Genomic DNA, 23,511 nt, shown 5'->3' with positions numbered 1-23,511 from the left:
TGTGTTAAACTAAGTACCTAGTGTCGTGGTTACAGCTAGGAATGATTGAGAGGTTTTATGCTTTGATAAGAAAGATATTCAAGGTATAGTTGATAGGTTAAGTCCGTGGCCTTTAGGGCTTTTGCCATTAGAAAGGATAATGTTGTGAAAAATGATAAACAAGGAAAAACAGGCGTTTCAGGAAGATTAAAGCTTTACTTTGCCTGGCCTTTAGTGCTAAGTACTATTCTCATAGCGATGAATGCAGCAATATACATCATAGATTCAGATGTGGCAATACTTGTAACCCTTTTTATCTTCGTATATGCACTGTTAGCTATAGCCATATACATATTTGGCAAGGTTGGCTTTAAGGCGGAGCTTACCCGCTATGCCTTAGCAGTAGCCGATACAGAGGCGGCTATGCTTAATGAACTTGAGGTGCCTTATGCAATTGTGGATGAAAAGGGGAATATTTATTGGTTCAATGATGCCTTTTATGACATTTCAAACTCTGAAAATGTGGATAAGAAGTCGCTCCTTGCTATCTTCCCGGAACTTGAGAACACGCTAAGCTCTATGGAAGACGAGGATGTAGAAGAAGTAGTAAAGAAGGATGAAAAGGAGTATAGGGTAGTATTTAGAAGGTGTGCAGACGAGGCTATCAAGGCAAAGCAAGGAAGCTTTCAGGATGGGAGCATATCAGCCTTCTTCTATGATATCACAGAGATAAATACTCTCTTAAGGGAAAACTATGACAACAAGATGATAATGGGGCTTCTCTACATAGACAATTATGAAGAAGCACTTGAGAGCATTGATGAGGTTAAGCGTTCCCTCCTCTCTGCCCTTGTAGAAAGAAAGATAACCAAGTTTATGCAGAGCATAGATGCGGTTACAAGAAAGCTAGAAAAGGATAAGTACATTGTTATATTTAAGAATAAATATCTGGATCAGCTAAAACAGGATAGATTTTCGATTTTAGATGAGGTAAAAGGAGTAAATATAGGAAATGACATGGCTGTAACTATCTCCTTTGGTATAGGTATATCTATGGAGTCCTATACTCAGTCCTATGACTTTGCAAGGGCGGCCATAGATATGGCGCTTGGGCGAGGAGGCGATCAGGTAGTACTTAAGGAAAAGAACAATATCAGCTACTTTGGAGGCAAAAGCCAGCGTACAGGAACCAATACCAGAGTAAAGGCTCGTGTTAAGGCACATGCTCTTAGTGAGCTAATAGAGGCCAAGGATAATGTGCTCATTATGGGACATAAGAACAGCGATACTGACGCTATTGGAGCTGCAATCGGAGTTTACCGTATATGTAGGACATTTAATAAGACAGCGCATATCGTTATAAATGATATTTCTTCTTCCATTGCCCCTACAATAGAGAGGATGAAGGCTACCTCTGAAAACGGATCAGAGCTTTTTGTGACAGGTGAGAAGGCTCTTACTATGGTAGATAAGGATACCATGCTCGTTGTGGTTGATGTAAATAATAGTGAGTTTGTGGAATGTGAAGAGCTGCTCAATAAGGTCAGCACCATAGTTCTCCTTGACCACCACAGGCAGGGACCTAATACCATAAATAATACAGTGCTTTCTTATATAGAGGAATATGCATCCTCTTCCTGTGAATTGGTTGCAGAGATACTTCAGTACATAGACCTTGATGTGAAGATGACTTCTACAGAAGCGGCTGCGATGTATTCGGGAATTATGATTGATACTAATAACTTCCTCGTAAAGACAGGTGCAAGAACCTTTGAAGCCGCGGCCTTCCTTAGGAGAAATGGGGCTGAGGTCACGAGGATAAGAAAAGAATTCAGAACAGAGATGGATGAATTCAAATTAAAGGCAAAGATAGCCAGTATGGCTGAGATATACCGCGGTGCTTTTGCATTTGCAAGATATACAGAAGGTGACAGCAAGGATAAAAATAGGGTAGTTCTCGGTGCTAAGGTGGCCAATGAACTTATGAATATATCCAATGTAAAGGCTTCCTTCGTATTTACTTCTTATGAAAATGAGGTATATATCTCTGCCCGCTCAATCGATGAGGTAAATGTACAGGCATTGATGGAAAAGATTGGTGGAGGAGGACATTTATCTGTAGCAGGGGCTCAGCCTAAGGGAGTAACCATAGAAGAGGCAGAAACTATGGTCAAAGAACTACTTGATAGCTGCATAGAATCAGGAGAAATTTCGGTTTAGATAAAAGGAGGATGTCATGAAGATTATTTTGTTACAGGATGTGAAAAACCTCGGTAAGAAGGGAGACCTTGTAGAGGCAAATGACGGCTATGCAAGAAACTTTATCATACCTAAGAAGCTAGGCGTAGAGGCAAGTCCCAAGAACTTAAATGACCTCAGACAGCAGAAGTTAAATGAGGAGAAGAAACAGGCCGAAATCCTTGCTGAGGCTGAAAGCGTAGCAGCTGCGCTTAAGGGAAAGGTGGTTAACCTCTCTATTAGAGTAGGTAAGGAAGGCAAGGTGTTTGGACAGATATCTACCAAGGAAATTGCGGATGAGACCAAGAAGCAGCTTGGTATTGAGATAGACAAGAAGAAGATAATAAGCGATGCTATAAAGGCGGCGGGAAATTACAAAATACAGGTAAAACTCCACCCTAAGGTAGTTGGAGAGCTTACAGTAGAGGTAAAAGAAGAGGTATAAGATGGCAGAAGAGGAGCTGATTAAGAAAACCCCGCCTCATAGCAAATCAGCAGAGCAGTCGGTAATAGGTTCCATGCTTTTGGACCCGGAGACTGTGATTACCGTTTCTGAAATGCTTGAAGCGGATGATTTTTTTGATAAAAGATATGGTCTTATATTTTCTGCAATCACCGCCCTTGAAAAAGAAGGAAAGCCTATAGATATAGTCACCATAGAGAATAAAATAAGGGAAATGGAACATCCGCTAGGAGCCATAGAGATAGATGTATTAAGAGAGCTTTTGCTGGCTGTTCCTACCTCTGTAAATGTGGCTCATTATGCAGAAATAGTATATAAGAATTCTTTGCTTAGAAAGCTTATCAAGGTGACTGAGGAGATTTCTCTTAACTGTTATGCAGGAGAGTCTACCTTGGAGGATGTTTTACAGCTTACAGAGAAGAAGGTGTTTGATTTACTTCAAAAGCGCCATGTATCTGATTCTACTGATATTAAGCAGGTTATTATCTCGGTTGTTGAGAGCATAGCCGCTGCCTCAAAAAGTGGAGGCACAGTTACAGGTATACCTACAGGCTTCCACGACCTGGATTACAAGATGGCGGGACTTCAGAACTCAGACCTGATTCTGATAGCGGCAAGACCGTCTATGGGTAAGACGGCTTTTGCCCTCAATATAGCTGAATATGTGACTGTTAAGAAAAATGTGACTACAGCCATATTTTCTCTCGAAATGTCAAAGGAGCAGCTTGCCAAGCGTATTCTTGCTATGAATTCAAGGGTGGATTCCCAAAAGCTAAGAACCGGTGACCTTTCCGACCAGGAGTGGGGAGACATTGTAGACAGTGCAAGAATAATAGGAGGGACAAATCTCGTTATTGACGATACTCCGGGTATATCAGTAACTGAGCTTAGAAGTAAATGCAGAAAGCTAAAGCTTGAGAAGAACCTCGGTCTTGTAATGATTGACTATATTCAGCTTATGACGGCAGGTAGTAAGCATTCTGAGTCAAGGCAGCAGGAGATATCCGAGATATCCCGTTCCTTAAAGGCTCTTGCAAGGGAGATAAATGCTCCGATTATAGCACTTTCCCAGCTTTCAAGAAAGGTTGAGAGCAGAGACGACAAGAGGCCTATGCTTTCTGACCTTCGTGAATCCGGAGCCATAGAGCAGGATGCTGACGTAGTTATGTTCATATACAGAGATGAATACTACAACAAAGATACAGAGACTCCGGGAGTAACCGAGATTATCATCGGTAAGCAGAGAAATGGTCCTATAGGAACTGTTAAGCTTGGCTGGAAGAGCGAGCTTACGAAATTTGTTAACATTGAAAGAGAAAAATACTGACAGGTTGACAGGGTAATGCTTGATGCGAGCAGGCTAACGCTTGAAACAGACGAGCAGACAAAAGTAATAAATGAATTGATTAAAATATATAAAGATTTAGGTGAAAACAACATAAATCCTGAGGAAAAACTGAAAGATTTCGTAGGACATACACATATTCAGATGCTTGTAGGATTTTGTTTAGGCATTACTGTAACTTTAATATATTTTTGTTTGTAATTTCAGATAATTTATGTTAAAATCAAATTAACAAAAATTGTTTTTAATTAAATGATTTTTGGATTTAGTGGTATAGTGTATAAGGATTTGTGAGGAGAGTAAAATGCGTACAAAAGAACTAACTATTTCAAATGATTTTTCTATGTTGCCTGATGCAGTTGCAGAGCTCGTTCAGACAGCCTGTAAGTTTGAAAGCAGTAGCTATGCTATTGCAGATGAAAAGAGAATCAATCTTAAGAGCATAATGGGTGTTATGTCTCTAGTAGCTATTAAGAGTAAAGAGCTAGTCATTGAGATTGACGGTGAGGATGAGGATGATGCCATCACTTGTCTCGCTGGCTTTTGGAGCTAATCAATATCTAATTGAAATTTTTGCAAATATAGGAAAATTATGCCTGCTTATAGCAGGCATTTTTTTAACTAAGGTGGAGGGTGTATGGCAGTTCAATATGTCATTGGAGGAACCGGCTGTGGGAAGTCTGAACTTTGCTTTAAGAAGATAGTTATAGAGGCAGAAAAAAATCCGGATAAGAATTACTTTGTAATAGTGCCTGAGCAGTTTACTTTGCAGACACAGAGGGATTTGGTGCGTCTAAGCAGCAATGGTGCTATTATGAACATAGACGTACTTTCCTTTATGCGCCTTGCCTACAGAGTATTCGAGGAACTTAGTATAAGGGAAAGGCTTGTACTTGAAGACACCGGCAAAAATATGATAATCAGAAAGCTGCTTGGCGGGCTAAAGAAGGAGCTTAAGTTCTACAAAAATATGGTGGGCAGACAGGGATTTACCGAAGATATCAAATCCCTTATCAGTGAGCTTATGCAGTATGGGATCACGCCCCAAAGCCTCGCAGAGATTGAAGAGAAAACCACCTCCCCTGTGCTTGCCGCCAAGCTTCACGACATGGGGCTAATCTACAGTGCATTTAATAACTATAAAAAAGAAAAATATATATCAGCTGAGCAGATTCTAGATGTGCTTGCCGGGGAGGTAGGAAAGTCAAAGCTCCTTGATGGTGCGGTTATCTGCTTTGATGGGTTTACGGGATTTACCCCTGTACAGCTTAAAGTCATGGATTTGCTCCTCTTAAAGGCAGAGCATATACTCATTACACTTACTATTTCAGAGAAAGAATACTACAGTGAAAACGATGAGAAATTCAGTCTATTTCACCTAAGTAAGGATACCATAAATAGGGTAAATAAGCTTGCAAAAGACAGAAAAGTAAATATAGCTAAGCCTATAATTGCTGATTATGAAGGTAAGACAGTGGTGCTAAGCCTCCTTGAAAAACAGATATTTAGATATCCTATAAAGGAGATTAAACAGGAAAAAGGGGCGGTATCTGTATCTGTCTATAAGAATCCAAAGGAAGAGGCAGAGAGCCTCATACCGCTTATTTTATCTCTTGTAAGGGATGAGGGGCTTCGCTACAGGGAGATAGCCATAGCCACTGGAGATATGGAAGAATACGGGGAAGTGGTTGCAGACACACTTTCTGCTAAGGGTATTCCATACTTCCTCGATAGCAAGAAAACTATATCAGACAATCCTTTTGTGGAATATATAAAGGCATCGATTTTGGTTATAGAGGAAAACTTCACTTACGATGCAGTTATGAGATATCTTAGAAGCGGATTTGCAGATGTGGATATTAAGGATGTAGACATATTTGAAAACTATATACTAAGAAGGGGAATAAAGGGGCTTAAGAGGTATCAGAAAAGCTTTTTAAGTGTAGAGCCTACGGATGAAGAAAATAGTGCTGAGAGTATAAGGGATAATCTTGTAAAGAAGTTTACCCCTTTATATGAGGTTTTAAAAGCTAAGACATCTTTAGCGGCAGACTATATCACAGCGCTTTATAACTTTGTGGTGGAGGCCGGCTGTGAAGAAAGGCTTATGAAGCTAAGTGCGGGCTTTGAAAGTGAAGGAAGGATGATAGCGGCTAAAGAATATGCGGCCTGCTACAAGATAGTAATGTCTGTCTTTGATAAGCTCTATGAACTTCTCGGAGATGAAAAACTTAGCATAGAAGAGTTTAGGTCAATACTTGAATCAGGATTTGCAGAGGGAAAAGCAGGCTTTATCCCGCCTGGGCTTGACCAGATAGTAATTGGAGACGTGGAGCGTACCAGACTTAAGGACATCAAGGTGCTTTTCTGCCTTGGCTTTAATGAGGGAAAGGTTCCAAAGTCAGGAAGTACCAGGGGAATAATAACAGATGCTGAAAAGGAGAAACTTAGTAGCCTGGATATTGAGCTTGCTCCTACGGCAAAAGAAAGAGCCTTTAGGGAGCAGTTTTACATCTATATGCTCTTTTCCAAACCGACAGAGAGACTCTATGTATCCTACAGTGTTTCGGACATGGAGGGAAAGCCCCTTAAGCCATCAGTCTTTGTAACGAGGCTTAAGGCAGTCTTTAGTAGGGAGAGCCTTAAGGAAGAGCCTAAAGCTTCATCTTTACTTGATGAAATCAGGAAAGATGGTGGACTGGGACTTATACTTTCGGCTGTTAAAAAGAGGGACTTAAATGATGAAACCATTATAAATCTGATAAAATATTATCAGACTCATTATGATGACAGATACAGCAAAATAATAAGCGGAACAGCTTCAAAGGCACATGGAAACAGCCTTGAGGAGTATATTGCAGCGAATCTTTATGGGAAGCTAAAGGGCAGCGTTACAAGGCTTGAGCTCTTTTCTTCCTGTGCCTATGCTCATTTTATAAAGCATGGCCTAAAGCTTAGGGAGAGAGCTGAATATGAAATCCAGCCTATGGATATAGGAAATATTCTCCACGAGGTACTGGAAAGATTTGCAAAGAAGGTGGTTGAAAGCGGAGAGAGCTTTGCACTTCTCTCAGAGGAGAAAAGGACAGCTATTCAGGCAGAAAGCCTTGCTGAGACCTTTGACTATGGAGATGATATCTTTAAGTCTTCCTCCCGAAACAGCTACCAGCTTGAAAGGCTAAGAAGAATAGCTGACAGAGCCGTAAAAACTGTGCTTACCCAGATTAAAAAAGGCTCATTTACTCCTGTGGCCTTTGAGGAGGAGTTTGTGACAGGAGGCTTTAAGGGCAGGATAGACAGGATAGATACCGTACTTTCAGACTACCTTCCTGACGGCAGCCTGCTTGCGGATAGTAAGGAAATTAAAGGATTTAAGAAATGTGAGTATGTAAGGGTAATTGATTATAAGTCAGGCAGTAAAAGCCTTGACCTTGATAGAGCCTATTATGGGCTTGATTTGCAGTTGTTTACCTACCTTAACTACATAAGAAAAGAGTTCGGAAAGAAAAGAAAAGACAATCTCATCATTCCATCGGGAGCATATTATTTTCATATAGATGATCCTGTTGTTGACTTTGGAGGAGGAGAAGAAGCCATTCTAAAAGAACTTAGATTTGATGGCATCACCCTCTCAGGAAGTCACAACATAAGGCTGATAGATGAGGCTATGGCAGATGGCAAGGGGCTAATCCCACAGACCGACTCGGATGTAATTAAGCTAAAGACTAAAAAAGACGGAGAGCCAAGCAGCACTACGAGACTCTATGTAAGTGGTGAAATGAATGAACTCATAGACAACTCAGAGCTTGAGATAGAAAAGTCAAAGAAGAGGATACTAAGGGGTGAAATATATCCAAAGCCTTATAGTCTGGGAAGTGAAAAAGGCTGTGACTATTGTGAATATAGAGGGCTCTGTGGTTTTGACTTAAAAATGCCGGGATATAACTATAACAGACTGAAAAAGATAGATAAGAAGTGCTTTTTTGATGAGCTTAGGGCTAAGCTGGAGGGTGAGAATGGAAAGAAAATGGACTGATGAACAGCTCGCAGTCATAGGGCATAGAGGAGGGAATCTTTTGGTTTCCGCGGCAGCAGGCTCAGGCAAGACTGCAGTACTCATAGAGAGAATAATGGGAAGAATCCTCGATGAGACCTCTCCTATCAATATAGACGAGCTTTTGGTTGTTACATTTACAAGGGATGCCGCAAGGGAAATGAAGGAGAGGATAGGCTCTGCTATAGCAGAGAAACTTGAAGCAGAGGTAAATAACAATCCGGACTCACAACTTGCAAGAAGGCTTATGAAGCAGTCAGCTCTGCTTTCTGAGGCTAATATGAGCACTATTGACAGCTTTTGTAAGAAGGTTGTTATGGAGAATTTTAAGGAGGCTGAGATAGACCCCGCAGTTAGAACAATGGATGATACTGAGGGTGTGATTATCAGAAAAAAGGTGATTGAAGACCTGCTTGAAGATGAGTATGAGAGAAAGGACGATGACTTCATCAACTTTGTGGAATACTTTGCCAGAGGCAAGTCTGATAAGGTGATTGAAGAGCTGATTCTTCAGTTGTATAGATTCTCAGAAAGTCTGCCAGACAAGGATAGCTGGTTTGATAAAGAATTAACAAACAAAGCAGGGGACTTTACAGGTTCTGAGTTTGAGAGTATTTTGATTGAATTCTGTATGGAAATGCTTATAGAGCTAAGAAGAGAGGCGGAGACATTTGTAAGCCTTTCACTCTCTCCATACGGACCGTCTCAGTACGAGGAGGCAGGAAGTGCTGATGTTGCCCTGTTTAGCTCTCTCTTACAGGCTGATAGCTTTAGTAAGCTCATACAGCTTGCGGGAGAGACAGGCTTTGGAAGGCTTTCTTCAAAAAAGGCCACTGATGTGGATGAGGGCAAGAAGGAGATGGCAAAGAACATCAGAGATGCTTACAAAGAAAGCTTCAACAAGCTAAGAGAGGACTTCCTTTCTGAGAGTGTGGAAGACATAGAAAAATCAAGGATTGTTACAGCAAGGGTTATAAGAGAACTTATCAGGCTCACAAGGGCTTTTGATGCGGCTTATGCTGCTGAAAAGAAAAAAAGAAATGTGGTGGATATCTCCGACTGGGCTCATTTTGCCCTCAAGGTACTTACTGATTGTGAAGGTAAGCCTACGGAGGCTGCAAAGGTATATAGTGAGCAGTTTGCAGAGATAATGATAGATGAATACCAGGATTCCAACCTCCTTCAGGAAAGCATCTTAACCTCCATAGCAAGGGAAGATGGCGAAAAGTCAAATATTTTCATGGTTGGGGATGTGAAGCAGAGCATATATAAATTCCGGCAGGCTAAACCAGAGCTCTTTATAGAGAAATATAACAGATATTCCGAGAGTGGAAATGAAAGAAGAATAGACCTTCACAACAACTTTAGAAGTGGTGGCGAAGTCATAGGCTCTGTAAATGCTGTATTTGAAAAGACGATGATAGAGGAGCTTGGAGGCATAGTCTATGATGAGGCTGCAAGGCTTGTTAAGGGAAGAGTGGATAAGGAGGAGGATGCTCTAAACATCACAGAAGTCCTGCTTTACGATAAGGACAGTGAAATCCCAAAAGAACTCTTAAAGCTAAGTGACATAGAGCTTGAGGCTCATCTTGTAGCGAGGCGGATAAAGGCTCTTATTACTGAGAAAAAGGATGAGGGCAAGCCTCTTAAATTCAGCGATATAGCCATACTTCTTAGAACCAATGTGGAGTGGGCTGAGAGCTTTAGAAGGGTGCTTATCTCAGAGGGTGTTCCTGCCGTATGTGAGTCAAGTACAGGCTACTTCTCGGCTTGGGAGGTACGGGTGATGCTATCCCTTCTTAAGATTCTTGACAATCCGCATCAGGACATCCCGCTTGGAACGGTTCTTCTCTCTCCTATAGGTGGCTTTAGCGAAGAAGAACTTGCAAAACTCCGTATAAATGCCAATGAACTCGAAAAAGAGAAGGCTGACCTCTGGGAGGTGATTAATCTTTCGGAAGATGATAAGTGCAAGAAGTTCATAGACTGGCTGAATGAAAAAAGGTCTAAACTGGTGTTCACCCCTGTTCATGAGTTAATAAAGGAACTATTCACAGAAAGCAATTTCTACAGCTATGTAAGTGCCATGCCATCGGGCGAAACAAGGGCGGCAAACCTTGATATGCTTGTATCCAAGGCTAAGGCATTTGAAGCTACCTCTTTACACGGAACCGGGCATTTTGTAAGATATATAGACAGGCTTAGAAAATACGAGGTAGACTTTGGTGAAGCGGGGGTGGGAGGAATGGATGCAGTGAGGATACTCTCCATTCACAAGAGTAAGGGGCTTCAATATCCCGTTGTCTTTGTAAGTGGTATGTCAAAGAGCATGAACAATCAGGATTCAAGGGCGGCTATGGTTATCCACCCGGAGCTTGGAATAGGTATAGATGATTTTAATATAGAGACAAGGGAGAAGAAGTCCACTATAATAAAGAAGATGGTGGCCAGAAAGCTCAGGCTTGAAAATGTTGCAGAAGAGATAAGGCTTCTCTATGTAGCTATGACTAGGGCAGAGGATAAGCTGATACTTACTGCAGGTTGTGACAAGGTGGAGGAGAGGCTTGGAATCTGGGAAAATGATGAGCAAAATTATCTCTCGTTGTCAAAAACCAATTCACTCCTAGACTTTGCCATGCCTGCACTCATAAAGGAGAAAGAAAAGGGCAGGCTTAAGCTAACCATTAAGGGTGCGGGAGAGCTTGTGGATAAAAGCCTTGATGAAATGGCAGAAAAAGAAGTGGTTAAAAATGACATTTCAAATCTCATCGAAAACCTCCCTGAGACTGAGAACTATGAGGAATTAAGCAGGTTAATTACCAGGGAAAGGGAATATATCTATCCTTATAATGAGGCTGTGGTGCTAAAGAGTAAGATGACGGTATCTGAGCTTAAAAGACTGCATTTAGAAGAGGAAGAAGGAGGAGAAACTCCTTTTGAGGGTGAGATAAAGACTGATTTTGAGGCTTACATACCTGAATTTATGAGGGGAGAGGCTGAGAAGGTGGAAGGAGCCGCAAGGGGAACTCTCTACCACAGCATCTTTAGCAGGCTTGACTTTGGAAGGTCTTATGATGAGGCTTCGTTTAAGGATTATCTGGAGAGTCTTGTCATTGACAAAAAAATAACAAAAGAGGAAATGAAAAGCATTGTCATAAAACACTTTATGAATTTCTTTAAGAGCAGGCTGTATGAGAGGATGAGTAAGGCATTTCTTAAAGATAAGCTATACAGGGAGTCCCCTTTTGTTATGGGGATGGATGCAGGTAACGGCGAAGTAAAGGAAATGGTTCTTGTACAGGGTATTATAGATGCCTGGTTTATGGAGGGCGATGATGTAATCTTAATGGACTACAAGACTGACAGGGTATATGGAGATAAAGGTCCTGATGAGCTTATAAAGAGATATAAGGTTCAGCTTGATAACTATGCCCTTGCCTTAAAGAGAATCACGGGAAAAGAGCCTAAGGAGAGGATTATCTATTCATTTTCACTTGGAAAAGAAATAAACTTAGAGGCTTAATCAGCCTGTTTTAAGGTATCTTAAGTTAGATGCAGGAAGGAGAAATTGTGGAGGCTTATTTGGGATTTGCAGAAGTATATGATAAATTTATGGACAATGTACCCTATGATGAATGGGCTGAGTATCTCATAGGCCTGCTTAAAGAAAACGGTGTTAAGGGAGGTCTGGTGGCTGAACTTGGCTGTGGCACCGGCAATGTCACAGCTAGACTAAAGGCAGCAGGATATGATATGATAGGTATAGACAATTCCGTGGGTATGTTGCAGGTAGCTGCAGAGAAGGAGACTAAAGGGGAGGGAGATATCCTCTATCTCTGTCAGGATATGAGAGAATTTGAACTTTACGGTACGGTGGGTGCAGTGGTCTGTATCTGTGACGGGCTTAATTATATCTTAGAAAAGTCAGACCTTGTGAAGGTATTTAAGCTGGTTAATACTTATCTTGATAAGGACGGAGTATTTATATTTGACTTAAATACCATATATAAATACGAAACCCTCCTAGGAGATAATGTAATAGCTGAAAACAGGGAAAATATGAGCTTTATCTGGGATAATTATTATGATAGTGAGGAAAGGATAAATGAGTACGACCTCACCATTTATCTGGAAGATAGCGAGGACGAAAAGGGAAGATTTTTAAGATTTGATGAAATTCACTACCAAAAGGGTTATACTATAGAGGAGATAAAGGAGGCTCTTACTGAGGGAGGGCTTCAGTTTGTGGCTGTCTATGACGCATTTACAAGGGAAGCACCTAAGGAGGAGAGCGAGCGTCTTTACTTTATAGCTAAGGAAAAATATCAGAAAGGAAAAACATACAGGTAAATATATGAAAGATTATGTAGTAAGAGCAGTTGCGGCAGGAGGAGAGGTAAGAGCCTTTGCCTGCACAACCAAAAATCTCGTAGAAGAAGCAAGGCTGCACCACGACAGTATGCCTGTGGCAACAGCAGCACTTGGAAGGCTTCTTTCGGCAGGTTCTATGATGGGGCTTATGATGAAGGGAGAAAATGACAGGCTTACTCTTCAGATTAAGGGAGACGGACCTATAGGAGGTCTTGTAGTTACAGCAGATTCTAAGGCAAGGGTGAAGGGCTATGTCTATAACCCTGACGTAGAGCTTCCTCTTAAGTCGGAAGGAAAGCTTGATGTAGGGGCTGCAGTTGGTAGTGGAGAGCTGACTGTCATCAGAGATATGGGACTTAGGGAGCCTTATGTGGGAAGAACCAACCTCATCACAGGTGAGATAGCAGAGGATTTGACCTATTACTTTGCATCCAGTGAACAGGTGCCAAGCGTGGTGGCTCTCGGAGTCCTTGTAGATAGAGATTACAGCGTAAAGAGAGCAGGAGGCTTCATTATTCAGCTAATGCCGGGGGCAAGCAATGAGACCATAGATGCCATTGAAAAGAGGATACCTATGGTAACTTCAGTTACAGGTATGCTTGATGAGGATATGACTCCTGAGGAGATTCTGACTTTCATACTTCAGGATTTAAATGTTGAAATCACAGACAAGACAGAGACCTCATTTTACTGCGACTGCAACAAGGAAAGAGTGGAACAGGTGCTTATAAGCATTGGGGAGAAAGAATTGACCTCGCTTTATGAAGAGGATAAGCCGGTGGAGGTATGTTGTGAGTTCTGTGGCAAAAAATACGAGTTTTCCACTGAAGAAATAGGAAATTTATTAAAGTGTGGAAAATAGGTAATAAATCTAACACAGTTCAGACATATATTGATGTTAAAGTGATAAAACCCTAACCGGGGTAAGTTAAAAGTTTTGCGAAGGGAGAATTACATGAAAAATAAATTTTTAGCTATGTTTCTTGCAGGAACAGTGGCTTTTGGCAGCTTCTCAGTGCTATCACCGAGAGAAGAGGCAAAGGCAGCAATTGCATTTTTATACGACAAGAGTAGTCCGAATTCCATGCTGACTCTTAAGAAGGCAAAGGAAGTTTATATAGGGCAGAAAAAGCTTGATATTGACTACAGCATAGGAGGAAGAACCTCAGGAGTTAAAGGAAGCTGGAAGTCTTCTAATAAAAATGCAGCAACTGTATCAAAAGACGGTGTGGTGACTGCGAAGAAGCCCGGACTTACGGTTATCAGCTTTACCTACACAGTGAATAAGAAGCAGATTACAATTAAATGTAAGGTGAATGTAAATAGTGGTGTTGACAGCCTTTCTATAGCAGGCACAGGCAGGTTTGACGGCACCATGCTTACAGACTCTATCATCCAGTTTAAGTCAGTTGCAAAGGCAGGTAGTAACGAGTTAAAGCTCAGTCCCGGTAGAAAGCAGACCTATGGCATTTTCTATGACTTATTTGCAGATGAAGCCTGCACCATACCTGCATCTTCAGACATTGCTACTATAACTTCATCAGGCTTTTTAGTTGCAGGTCATACAGCTACCAAGGTATATGTGAGGGCAGCTGTAAAGAGCAGCAGAGGAGCGGCTCCAAGCGTAAAGAGTAATGTAATAGGGGTTGACATAAAGGATAGGACACCTGTCGCTACTCAGGCGGCAGTTAAGGAAATTGTTGTTGAAAATATGGAGGCACCTCTTGCTACCCTTAGTGACAGCGGTATGAAGGCTGAGGTGAGATATAAGCTTCTTGACCAGTATGGCAACGATGTTACAAGAGACGTTAGATTTGCAGGTAAAACCAGTGCTATATGGGAGGGCAACAAGCCTGTAAACCTTGTGGCAGACGGTAAATTCCTTATAGACTTGGAACCTAACCAGACAGTTGGCTATGTAGGAAGACTGAACATAACCTATGGAGGTGTGACTCCTATAACCAAGGAAGTTCAGATTAAAATCGGCAACCCAAGCTATATTAAAGACCTTCAGATTATGGGTATATACAAGCGTACACTCACGGGTTATGTGAAGGTAATGGACAACAATACATTTTTACCAACCGGAACTGTGATTAATTCCTTTGGAGGCACAAGTTCACTCAATACCATTCCTGAGTCATACTTTGTGCTTGTAAGGGCAAGGGACAGTGCGGGTAACAGCATTTACAATGCAGGCATTCCACAGAGCAAGATATCCCTTGTTATCACAGGCAACACAGGGCTTATGCTTGATACAGCGGATGGAAAGCTTCAGACCATTTCTCCTGTAACCGTAGACGGGGAGACCTTTCTTACCTATCCTCTTAAGGCAGCAGTCCTTACTACAGGTACAGTGAATATAAGAGCTGTAGCCGTAGGAGGTATGGCTAACAATGCTATGGATTCTAAGGTTAGTGAGGGTGCGAGCGTAGGCTCATTAGAGGTAAGCGGAGAAGGAGTTGCAGGCAAGGAAAACCGCATTAACTTCACCCTTAAAAATGCTTCAAATACAGTAGTAACCAGATATGAGGAAGTGCTTTCAACTCTAGGGCTTAACGACAACGGAGCAGGAAAGGTATATATCATGCCTGGTTCAAACATCCTTAGTTCAGACAACGGCTCATACTTCTATTTCAGTAAAAATGCGCAGACAGGAATGGCAGAGCTTTACTATATGCCATTTGCCACAGCTCTTAAGGGAGCGTCTGTAAGTGCTGAAACAATTACCGTACTTAAGGGGACGCCTGCTTCAAAAACCTGGGCTCTTGTAGTTAAGGCACAGTAATATATGATGATACAACCCACACCCGCATAAAAATATAAGGTACCGGAGTTTTCATGAAGAATTTTATAACGGAGTTTAAGAAGATAGTAACAGAAATTAGGGTGAACATCTTTAATCTGCTTCGTTGGTGCATATTTGCCACATTGGTAGGCCTCTTTGTAGGAGGCATCAGTGTGGCATTTTCAGCGCTTGACATCAGGGCAAACAATTTGTTAAAGACTCATCCTGAAATGCTCTACGGGCTGCCATTTGCAGGCCTTATTATAGTATTTTTATATCGTTTTGCAGGGGTATATAAGTCTCAGGGAACCAATCTTGTTATCAGTACTATTCAGGCAAAGACGGAGCTTCCCGTAATTATGGCTCCACTCATCTTTGTCTCAACACTAATTACACATGCCTTTGGTGGCTCAGTGGGCAGGGAAGGTGCTGCCTTACAGCTTGGAAGTGCTGCTGCAGCAGGGCTTAACAAGATTAAATGGCTAAAATTAAGTGAAGAGGAAAAACGCATGATTATCATGTGTGGCATGAGTGCGGCTTTTTCTGCTATATTTGGTACACCTATAGCTGCTGTATTTTTTCCAATGGAGGTGGCGAGTATAGGTATCATCCAGTATTCTGCTATGTTTCCCTGCTTTGTGTCTTCGGTGACTGCAAGGTGGCTGGCTCATTTATATGGGCTTGGCAAGGAAGAACTTGTAAGAGTAGCCGATGTGGGGCTTGATATGGAGATTACCTGGAAGGTAGCAATTTTAGCTATATTTTGCGGACTTTTAAGTATAGCTTTTTGTCTTATGCTAAAAGGCTTTGGCAATGGATTTTCAAAGCTTCACAAAAGCCGCTATGTACAGGTGTTTGTGGGCGGCACACTTTTTGTAATTATCAATCTACTGCTTGGAACAGGGGATTTCCTTGGCGCAGGTATGCCTGTCATAGAAAGAGCTGTGGAGGGAGAGGTGCTATGGTATGCATTCTTGATGAAGATGTTTCTAACGGCGCTTTGTATAGGCTCAGGCTACAAGGGAGGTGAGATAGTGCCATCACTTTATATAGGAGCTACCTTCGGCAATGTATTTGCAGGGGTTTTGGGGCTTCCGATTTCTCTTTCTGTAGCCTGTGGTATGGCGGCTCTCTTTGTAGGAGTAACCAACTGCCCTATAGCCTCACTTCTCATCATTTCTGAACTTTTCGGCTTTAAGGAAGGCAATATCTACTTCCTGCTTGCCATAGCTATCAGCTACATAATGTCAGGATATTTTGGACTATACTCAGAGCAGAATATCATTTATTCTAAGTTTAGGACTAAATATATAAATAGGAAGGCTGGAGCTTATGAGGAAGAGTTGGAGAAGGGGCTGGGTAGGAGTTGAGAAGTGATAGGTATTTATAAGGATAAATAAATGTATGTAATATACACCAAATATAAAAAATATGATAGAATACAGGTAGAAATAAAAAAGGGATAGCAAACAAACCTGAAAGCGTATCTTTCAGGTTAAATGCAATATGGGGACCTGTCAAAGTAGGTGCAACACCATGTTGCATTTAATTTGAAAAACCACAAAACAATATTTTTACCCACAACGCAAGAACTCATGTTCGAAACTTCTTGCAAATAGGCTTATAATCTGCTATACTAGACTTCCAACCGACGTCGTGCTTTAGCAAGGGAGGACTGAAGAATGCTTATTAAATGCCTGTCAGTAGGTATCGGTGGTTTTATTGGCTCAGTGCTCAGATATCTGCTGTCTGAAATTCCCGTTAAGCAAATAAATTATCCGATAAATACACTTTTTACCAATATCATCGGAGCAGTCATTATAGGAGCAGTTGTATCTTATGCAGACAGGACAGGGATGCCGCCTGAGAAATTACTGCTGTTAAAGACCGGATTTTGCGGAGGGCTCACTACATTTTCAACATTTTCGCACGAAACATTTAGGTTAATAGAAAAGGGAAACCTGCTTCTTGCCGGAAGTTATGTAATATTGTCTGTAACCTGCAGTATTGTGGGAGTATATATTGGACTTAAGATAGGATGAGAGTTATGAATGGAAATTATGATGGAAGTCAGATAGTAGTACTGGAAGGGCTTGAGGCTGTTAGGAAACGCCCGGGTATGTACATAGGAAGTACAGGGTCAAGAGGCCTTCACCACCTTATATGGGAAATCCTTGACAATGGTATAGATGAGCATCTTGCGGGATTTTGCTCACAGATTGATGTTACACTTAGAAATGACGGGGGCATAACCATAAGGGACTATGGAAGAGGTGTGCCTGTAGACATTCACCCAACCAAGAAAATACCGACTGAGCGTGTAGTATATACCATTCTTCACGCAGGCGGCAAGTTCTCGGGAGGAGCGTACAAGGTATCGGGAGGTCTTCACGGAGTAGGTGCTTCTGTTGTGAATGCTCTTTCAACCAAGATGGTAGTTGAAATCAGAAGAGATGGCAATGTCTATATAGATGAGTATGAAAATGGAGGACATCCTGTAACAAAGTTGGTTAAGGGCGAGCTTATGCCTGTAGCTACCTGCAGGAAGTCAGACACAGGTACCAGTGTAACCTTTTATCCGGATGATTCTATATTTGAAACTGTTGAATTTAAGGCTGATATCATCAAGAAAAAGCTAAAAGAAACAGCTTTTTTAAATAGGAGACTCAAAATCAACTTTGTTGACGAAAATACAGGTGAGGAGAAGTCATACGAGGAAAAAGACGGTATCAAAAGCTATGTAAAATACATCAACCGTGAGGCAGAAGTTATAAATGACGAGGTTATATATGTAGAGGGTGAGTCAGGTGACATAGAGGTTGAAGTGGCATTTCAATATACTAACGGTTTTTCGGAGCAGATAAATGCCTACTGTAACCGTATCAATGTAATAGATGGTGGAACTCTTGTAACTGGCTTTAAGACTGCACTTACAAGAGTTATGAATCAATATGCAAGGGAACTTGGCTACCTCAAGGGAAAGGATGATAACTTTGACGGAAAAGATATCCGTAACGGCATAGTTGCAATTATTTCCATTAAGCATCCGGACCCTCAGTTTGAAGGACAGACCAAGACCAAGCTTGGCAATACTGATGCTAAGACTGCAGTTGAAGAGGTAGTTTCAAGGGAAATAGTCAGATATTTTGATAAAAACATAGAGGTGCTTAAGTCTATTCTTGACCTTGCACAGAAGTCCTACAGTGCAAGAACAGCAAGTGACAAGGCGAGAAATGCAGTGCTTAAGAGCCTTAATGACTTTGATGTAAAGAGCAAGCTTGCTTCCTGTTCATCAAAGAATGCGGCTGAATGTGAGATTTATCTCGTGGAGGGAGACTCTGCAGGAGGTACGGTAAAGACTGCAAGAAACCGTAAAACTCAGGCGGTGCTTCCGCTTCGAGGCAAGATATTAAATGTAGAGAAGGCGGCACTTGAGAAAATACTTGTAAATAACGAGATAAAGTCAATGATAGCCACATTTGGCTGTGGCATCGGAGATGATTTTGACATATCAAAGCTTCGTTATGACAAGATTATAATACTAACTGATGCGGATGTGGACGGAGCTCATATAAGTACCCTCCTGCTTACATTTTTCTATAGATTTATGCCTGATCTTATAAAAGAAGGCAAGATATACAGAGGACTTCCACCTCTATACAAGGTTGACTATGAGGAGAGCGGTGCTGAGGTTACCAGTGTGCCTGAGAAGAAGTTTGAGGAAGGGCAGCTTGATATCTTCCAGCTTGGAGTCGGAGAAAAGCCTGAGGAAAAGCAGGGGAGGTCTAAGTCAGGAAAGAAGAGGAAGAAGTCAGAGTATATATTCAATGACTATGAACTTGAGAAATTCAGGAAGAATAAAAACCGCAAAATTCTTGAGATACAGCGTTACAAAGGACTTGGTGAGATGGATGCGAGTCAGCTCTGGGAGACAACCCTTAATCCAAAGACCAGGTCGCTTGCAAGAATAGATATAAGTGATACTGTTGAGGCTGACGAGGTTACAAGCCTGCTCATGAGCAGTGTGGTACCGCCAAGGCGTGAGTTCATAATGAATGAAGCCAGGTATGCGAAGGTGGATGTGTAATATTGATTTATAGGAAGTGGAAAGTATGGTAACAGAAGAAAACATTATTATTCAGGACTTTTCTGAGGAAATGAAGAATTCCTACAGAGATTATTCTGTAAGTGTAATTATATCAAGAGCTCTGCCTGATGTAAGAGACGGACTTAAGCCTGTTCAGCGTAGAATTCTCTATGCTATGAATGAACTTGGGCTTGCTCCTGACAAGCAGCATAGAAAGTCTGCCCGTATAGTCGGAGATACCATGGGTAAATACCACCCACATGGTGATTCTTCTATCTATGATGCCCTAGTGCATATGGCTGAAGAATGGTCTATGTCAGTGCCTTTGGTGGACGGACATGGAAACTTTGGCTCCATAGACGGAGACTCTGCGGCTGCTATGCGTTATACCGAGGCAAGGCTCTCAAAAGGTGCTATGAACCTGCTTACAGGACTTGACAGAAACCTTGTTGACTTTGTACCAAACTTTGACGAGAGAGAAAAAGAGCCTGTTATCCTTCCTGCGAAGCTCCCGTTTCTTCTAATCAATGGAACTACGGGTATAGCTGTAGGTATGGCTACCAATATACCTCCTCACAATCCGGGAGAGATAATAAAGGGAGCTATAGCCCTTCTTGACAATCCGGAGCTTAGTACTGAAAAGTTAATGAAGTACATACCGGGACCTGACTTTCCAACCGGAGGAATAATTTCAAATGCAGATGAAATAGCAGGAATATATGAAAACGGTGAGGGCAGACTCCGTGTAAGAGGAAAGTATGTAATTGAAGACGGAGAAAATGGCAAGAAAAATATAGTATTCACAGAGATTCCATTTACCTCAACAGGCAATAAGTCAAGGCTTGTGGAAAGCCTTGTAAATCTTATGAAGGATAAGGTCTTTGATGAAATTGCAGATGTGAGGGATGAGTCCTCATCAGATGTCCGTATAGTAGTTGAGGTAAAGAAGGGAAGAAATGTAGAAAACCTCTTAAACGGCATTTTCAAGAAGACTCCTTTGGAAGATACATATTCCGTAAATATGCTTGCAGTAAGGGATAAGCAGCCTAAGATATTCTCTCTTAAGGGGATATTAGAGGAGTTCCTTAGCTTTGAAGAGGAGCTGTATACCAAGGAATATACTCATTTACTGGAAAAGGCAAGGGCTAGAGCCGAGGTCGTAGACGGCCTCATCAAGGCGGTAGATGTAATCGACCTTATTATAGAGGTGTTAAGGGGGTCTGAGTCTATAAAGCAGGCAAAGGACTGCCTTGTAAACGGCAATATAGCTGAGATTAAATTTAAGTCCGAGGCATCTAAGAGGGAGGCAAAGAGCTTTGACTTTACTGAGGCACAGGCTGATGCCATCCTTGCTATGCCTCTTAGCAGGCTCATTGGGCTTGAGGTCTTGAAGCTTACTTCTGAGGCTGAAAACCTGAAGAACAATATAGATGAGTATAACAAGATATTATCAGATAAAAGCGAACTTCATAAGGTAATAAAGACCGATTTGAAGGCAAATGTTAAGAACTTTGACAGACCTAGAAGGACGGAGCTTTTGAATGAAGAAAAGCAGGTCTATGTTGAAGAAGTAAAAGAAGAAGATGTATATGTGCTTATAGACCGCTTCGGATATGCTAAGAGCGTGGATGTGTCAGGCATTTCAAAGGCTAATGAAGAGGCTCTAAATGAGTATCCGACCAAGATACTTATGAGAAATACAGACAGGCTCTGCATATTTACTGCAAGTGGCAATATGCATCAGGTGAAAGTAAAGGATATACCAAAGGTAAGGCTTAGGGATAAGGGAACACTGGTACACAATATCTCGAAGGTGGGTAAGGAAGAGATTATTCTCTACACCTCATTTGCAGTGCTTTATGAATCAATGGTTTTCTTTGCTACTAAGAAGGGATTTGTAAAGCTGGTTTCAGGTGTGGAATTTGATACCAACCGCACTGTAATGCTTGCTACCAAGCTAGAAGAGGATGATGAGCTCCTTAGTGTAAGGGTGCTTAGCGCTTCAGAGATACTTTCTCATGACCTGAGAGTTTACATGCTTACAAAGAAGAAAATAGGCCTATCCTATCTTCTTGATGAAGTAGTTGAAATGAAGAAGAGCGGCAGGGGAGTGAAGGGTATAAGCCTTGCGGCTGATGATGAGGTAAGAGCTGTGGCTGTGGAGGTAAGTGCGACTACAGAAGTAGAATTTGATGGAGACCTGATTAAGACAGCTAAATTTAAGCTAAAGAAGAGGGCTGCTAAGGGAGATAAAATTAGGTAGCCGGCTATATACTAAAGTATACAGCTTAGAATTATAAATGCCTAAGCGAGCGCGTTAGGCGGAGCGAAGCGGATGCCGGAGCGAGTCTGGACATTTATAGTTCTGAGCGTCACTAGTGTAGAAATATTAAAATATACCAAAGGAGAATGCCATGAAATCTGTTAAAGAGAGATTCTTAAAGTATGTATCATTTGATACACAGTCACAGGATGGAGTTGAGGAAGTACCAAGTACAGCCAAGCAGCTTGAACTTGCAAAATTTTTGGTGGAGGAGCTTAATGAGCTTGGACTTAGCGAGGTAGAGCTTCTAGACCATGGCTATGTATTTGCGACTCTCCCGGCTACTACAGATAGAGATCTGCCTGTGCTTGGCTTTATTGCGCATATGGATACCTCTGATGCCATTTCAGGTGCCAATGTAAGACCACGTGAAATAGAGAACTATGACGGTGGGGATATAGTGCTTAATGAGGCTCTTGGTGTGGTTATGAAGGTAAGCGACTTTCCTGCTCTTCCTGAATTCAAGGGTGAGACACTTATAGTTACAGACGGAACCACACTCCTTGGCGCAGATGACAAGGCGGGAATAGCTGAGATTATCAGTATGGTGGCTTATTTTAAGGAGCATCCTGAAATAGAGCATGGAAAAATCAGAATAGGCTTCACCCCTGATGAAGAGGTAGGAAATGGAACCAAGTACTTTGATGTAGATAAATTCGGAGCTGACTATGCCTATACGGTAGACGGCGGAAGGCTTGGAGAACTTGAATACGAGAACTTCAACGCAGCAAGCGGAAGGGTGGTTATAAACGGAGTATCCATACATCCGGGTTCTGCTAAGTGGAAGATGAAGGATGCCATCAGAATAGCAATGGAATTTCAGGCTATGCTTCCTATATATGAAGATCCTTACTGCACAGAGGGCTATGAGGGATTTTTCCATATTACTGAAATTGAAGGAAATACTGAGAAAACTAAGTTAAATTATATTATCCGTGACCATGATGCAGATAAGTTTGAGGCTAAAAAAGTGTTATTTGCAAAGGTGGGAGAATTCATCAATGCAAAATACGGTGAGAGCACAGCAGATGTTACAATCACAGATTCTTACCACAACATGAAAGAAATGGTCGAGCCTAATATGCATCTTGTAGAAAATGCTAAGAAGGCTATGATAGAGCTTGGAATCGAGCCTAGAGTAGAGCCAATCAGAGGTGGTACTGACGGAGCCTTGCTTTCATACATGGGACTTCCTTGTCCAAATATCTGTACAGGTGGTATGAACTACCATGGCAAGTATGAGTATGTTTCTGTTGATGCTATGTTTAAGATAGTGGAACTATTAAAGAAACTTGTGCTAATATACGCCGAGTAATATTCATCCAAATAACAATTGTGCAAAATATAAATTTATTATTTCAATTAAATATATTTTATTGACATTATGCACAAATGGTGCTAGAATAATACTGTCGACAGGAGAGAGTAGGAAGACGAACGGGCTTCGTGGCGGAATAGAATTGGACATTTGGGGATGTCATTCTGGGGTACTCGATAGAAAAAAGATAACGATACACGCATTTTACGTATGTAGATGCCTTGTGTTGCTATCTTTTTTCTTTTTAGGAGGTAATTTTATATTCACCTTTATTATCAGGCTTAATAAAATACATAGATTTGCCGACATAAATGTTATAAGTATTGTGGAACAACTAAGATATGCAGTGGCGGGAGCTGCCGTCAAAGTGGCATATCACAGGTGTTGCGGTTAATATAGGCTAACATTATGACGAGGTGTCTATGCAGATAAACAGTGTAAAAGATAGTACAAAGGTACTTGAAACAGGACTTAAAGATATCGATAAAGATGTTCAAGTACAGGAACCTATTTACGAAAAGATAAGCCTTGGAGAGGCATCCAAT

The 23,511-nt window shown here is 41.5% G+C and carries 15 protein-coding genes; all 15 read left to right on the top strand.

Annotated elements, in window-relative coordinates; all coding sequences use genetic code 11:
* The first annotated feature begins 144 nt into the window (after positions 1-144).
* The 15 genes from ACO6HM_RS01555 to pepT all read left to right on the top strand — a co-directional run bounded on the left by ACO6HM_RS01555 (position 145) and on the right by pepT (position 22,963).
* A complete protein-coding gene (locus ACO6HM_RS01555; protein ID WP_485389443.1) occupies positions 145-2,199 on the top strand; it encodes a DHH family phosphoesterase in 2,055 nt (684 codons plus the stop codon).
* Between the two features lie 16 nt (positions 2,200-2,215).
* Positions 2,216-2,662, top strand: coding sequence for a 50S ribosomal protein L9 (rplI, locus tag ACO6HM_RS01550; RefSeq protein WP_485389442.1), 447 nt, complete (start codon positions 2,216-2,218; stop codon positions 2,660-2,662).
* 1 nt (position 2,663) lies between these two features.
* On the top strand, positions 2,664-4,007 hold the full coding sequence (dnaB, locus tag ACO6HM_RS01545; RefSeq protein ID WP_485389441.1) for a replicative DNA helicase: 1,344 nt from the start codon (positions 2,664-2,666) through the stop codon (positions 4,005-4,007).
* A 15-nt stretch (positions 4,008-4,022) separates the two neighbouring features.
* On the top strand, positions 4,023-4,226 hold the full coding sequence (locus ACO6HM_RS01540) for a divergent PAP2 family protein (protein WP_485389440.1): 204 nt from the start codon (positions 4,023-4,025) through the stop codon (positions 4,224-4,226).
* A 103-nt stretch (positions 4,227-4,329) separates the two neighbouring features.
* On the top strand, positions 4,330-4,578 hold the full coding sequence (locus tag ACO6HM_RS01535; RefSeq protein WP_485389439.1) for an HPr family phosphocarrier protein: 249 nt from the start codon (positions 4,330-4,332) through the stop codon (positions 4,576-4,578).
* An 84-nt stretch (positions 4,579-4,662) separates the two neighbouring features.
* Complete coding sequence (locus tag ACO6HM_RS01530) at positions 4,663-8,061, top strand: PD-(D/E)XK nuclease family protein (RefSeq protein WP_485389438.1); 3,399 nt, start codon at positions 4,663-4,665, stop codon at positions 8,059-8,061.
* A complete protein-coding gene (gene addA / locus ACO6HM_RS01525; RefSeq protein ID WP_485389437.1) occupies positions 8,042-11,602 on the top strand; it encodes a helicase-exonuclease AddAB subunit AddA in 3,561 nt (1,186 codons plus the stop codon). Before ACO6HM_RS01530 ends, addA begins: the two co-directional genes overlap by 20 nt.
* Positions 11,603-11,649: 47 nt before the next feature.
* Positions 11,650-12,429, top strand: coding sequence for a methyltransferase domain-containing protein (locus tag ACO6HM_RS01520; protein ID WP_485389436.1), 780 nt, complete (start codon positions 11,650-11,652; stop codon positions 12,427-12,429).
* Positions 12,430-12,433: 4 nt separating this feature from the next.
* A complete protein-coding gene (hslO, locus tag ACO6HM_RS01515) occupies positions 12,434-13,312 on the top strand; it encodes an Hsp33 family molecular chaperone HslO (RefSeq protein ID WP_485389435.1) in 879 nt (292 codons plus the stop codon).
* A 93-nt stretch (positions 13,313-13,405) separates the two neighbouring features.
* Entirely contained in the window at positions 13,406-15,238 is a 1,833-nt protein-coding gene (locus ACO6HM_RS01510) for a hypothetical protein (RefSeq protein WP_485389434.1), read from the top strand.
* Positions 15,239-15,291: 53 nt separating this feature from the next.
* Positions 15,292-16,608, top strand: a complete 1,317-nt coding sequence (locus tag ACO6HM_RS01505) for a chloride channel protein (RefSeq protein ID WP_485389433.1) — start codon at positions 15,292-15,294, stop codon at positions 16,606-16,608.
* A gap of 312 nt (positions 16,609-16,920) precedes the next feature.
* Positions 16,921-17,280 carry a fluoride efflux transporter CrcB gene (gene crcB / locus ACO6HM_RS01500; RefSeq protein WP_485389432.1) on the top strand — a complete coding sequence of 120 codons (360 nt, stop codon included), beginning with the start codon at positions 16,921-16,923 and terminating at the stop codon, positions 17,278-17,280.
* A gap of 5 nt (positions 17,281-17,285) precedes the next feature.
* A complete protein-coding gene (locus tag ACO6HM_RS01495) occupies positions 17,286-19,325 on the top strand; it encodes a DNA gyrase/topoisomerase IV subunit B (RefSeq protein WP_485389431.1) in 2,040 nt (679 codons plus the stop codon).
* Between the two features lie 25 nt (positions 19,326-19,350).
* Entirely contained in the window at positions 19,351-21,588 is a 2,238-nt protein-coding gene (locus ACO6HM_RS01490; RefSeq protein ID WP_485389430.1) for a DNA gyrase/topoisomerase IV subunit A, read from the top strand.
* Between the two features lie 151 nt (positions 21,589-21,739).
* On the top strand, positions 21,740-22,963 hold the full coding sequence (gene pepT / locus ACO6HM_RS01485; RefSeq protein ID WP_485389429.1) for a peptidase T: 1,224 nt from the start codon (positions 21,740-21,742) through the stop codon (positions 22,961-22,963).
* The last annotated feature ends 548 nt before the right edge of the window (positions 22,964-23,511 follow it).

It is taken from the genome of Catonella sp. (genome assembly GCF_057250765.1).
The sequence above is the reverse complement of the archived record's forward strand: the minus strand, read 5'-3'. Positions and strand labels throughout refer to the sequence as shown.

Excerpts from the sequence above, each read along its gene's own strand:
- ACO6HM_RS01505 (WP_485389433.1), top strand. The coding sequence starts at position 15,292 with ATGAAGAATTTTATAACGGAGTTTAAGAAGATAGTAACAGAAATTAGG.
- pepT (WP_485389429.1), top strand. The coding sequence starts at position 21,740 with ATGAAATCTGTTAAAGAGAGATTCTTAAAGTATGTATCATTTGATACA.
- ACO6HM_RS01530 (WP_485389438.1), top strand. The coding sequence starts at position 4,663 with ATGGCAGTTCAATATGTCATTGGAGGAACCGGCTGTGGGAAGTCTGAA.
- ACO6HM_RS01495 (WP_485389431.1), top strand. The coding sequence starts at position 17,286 with ATGAATGGAAATTATGATGGAAGTCAGATAGTAGTACTGGAAGGGCTT.
- hslO (WP_485389435.1), top strand. The coding sequence starts at position 12,434 with ATGAAAGATTATGTAGTAAGAGCAGTTGCGGCAGGAGGAGAGGTAAGA.
- addA (WP_485389437.1), top strand. The coding sequence starts at position 8,042 with ATGGAAAGAAAATGGACTGATGAACAGCTCGCAGTCATAGGGCATAGA.
- ACO6HM_RS01510 (WP_485389434.1), top strand. The coding sequence starts at position 13,406 with ATGAAAAATAAATTTTTAGCTATGTTTCTTGCAGGAACAGTGGCTTTT.
- crcB (WP_485389432.1), top strand. The coding sequence starts at position 16,921 with ATGCTTATTAAATGCCTGTCAGTAGGTATCGGTGGTTTTATTGGCTCA.
- rplI (WP_485389442.1), top strand. The coding sequence starts at position 2,216 with ATGAAGATTATTTTGTTACAGGATGTGAAAAACCTCGGTAAGAAGGGA.
- dnaB (WP_485389441.1), top strand. The coding sequence starts at position 2,664 with ATGGCAGAAGAGGAGCTGATTAAGAAAACCCCGCCTCATAGCAAATCA.
- ACO6HM_RS01490 (WP_485389430.1), top strand. The coding sequence starts at position 19,351 with ATGGTAACAGAAGAAAACATTATTATTCAGGACTTTTCTGAGGAAATG.
- ACO6HM_RS01535 (WP_485389439.1), top strand. The coding sequence starts at position 4,330 with ATGCGTACAAAAGAACTAACTATTTCAAATGATTTTTCTATGTTGCCT.
- ACO6HM_RS01540 (WP_485389440.1), top strand. The coding sequence starts at position 4,023 with ATGCTTGATGCGAGCAGGCTAACGCTTGAAACAGACGAGCAGACAAAA.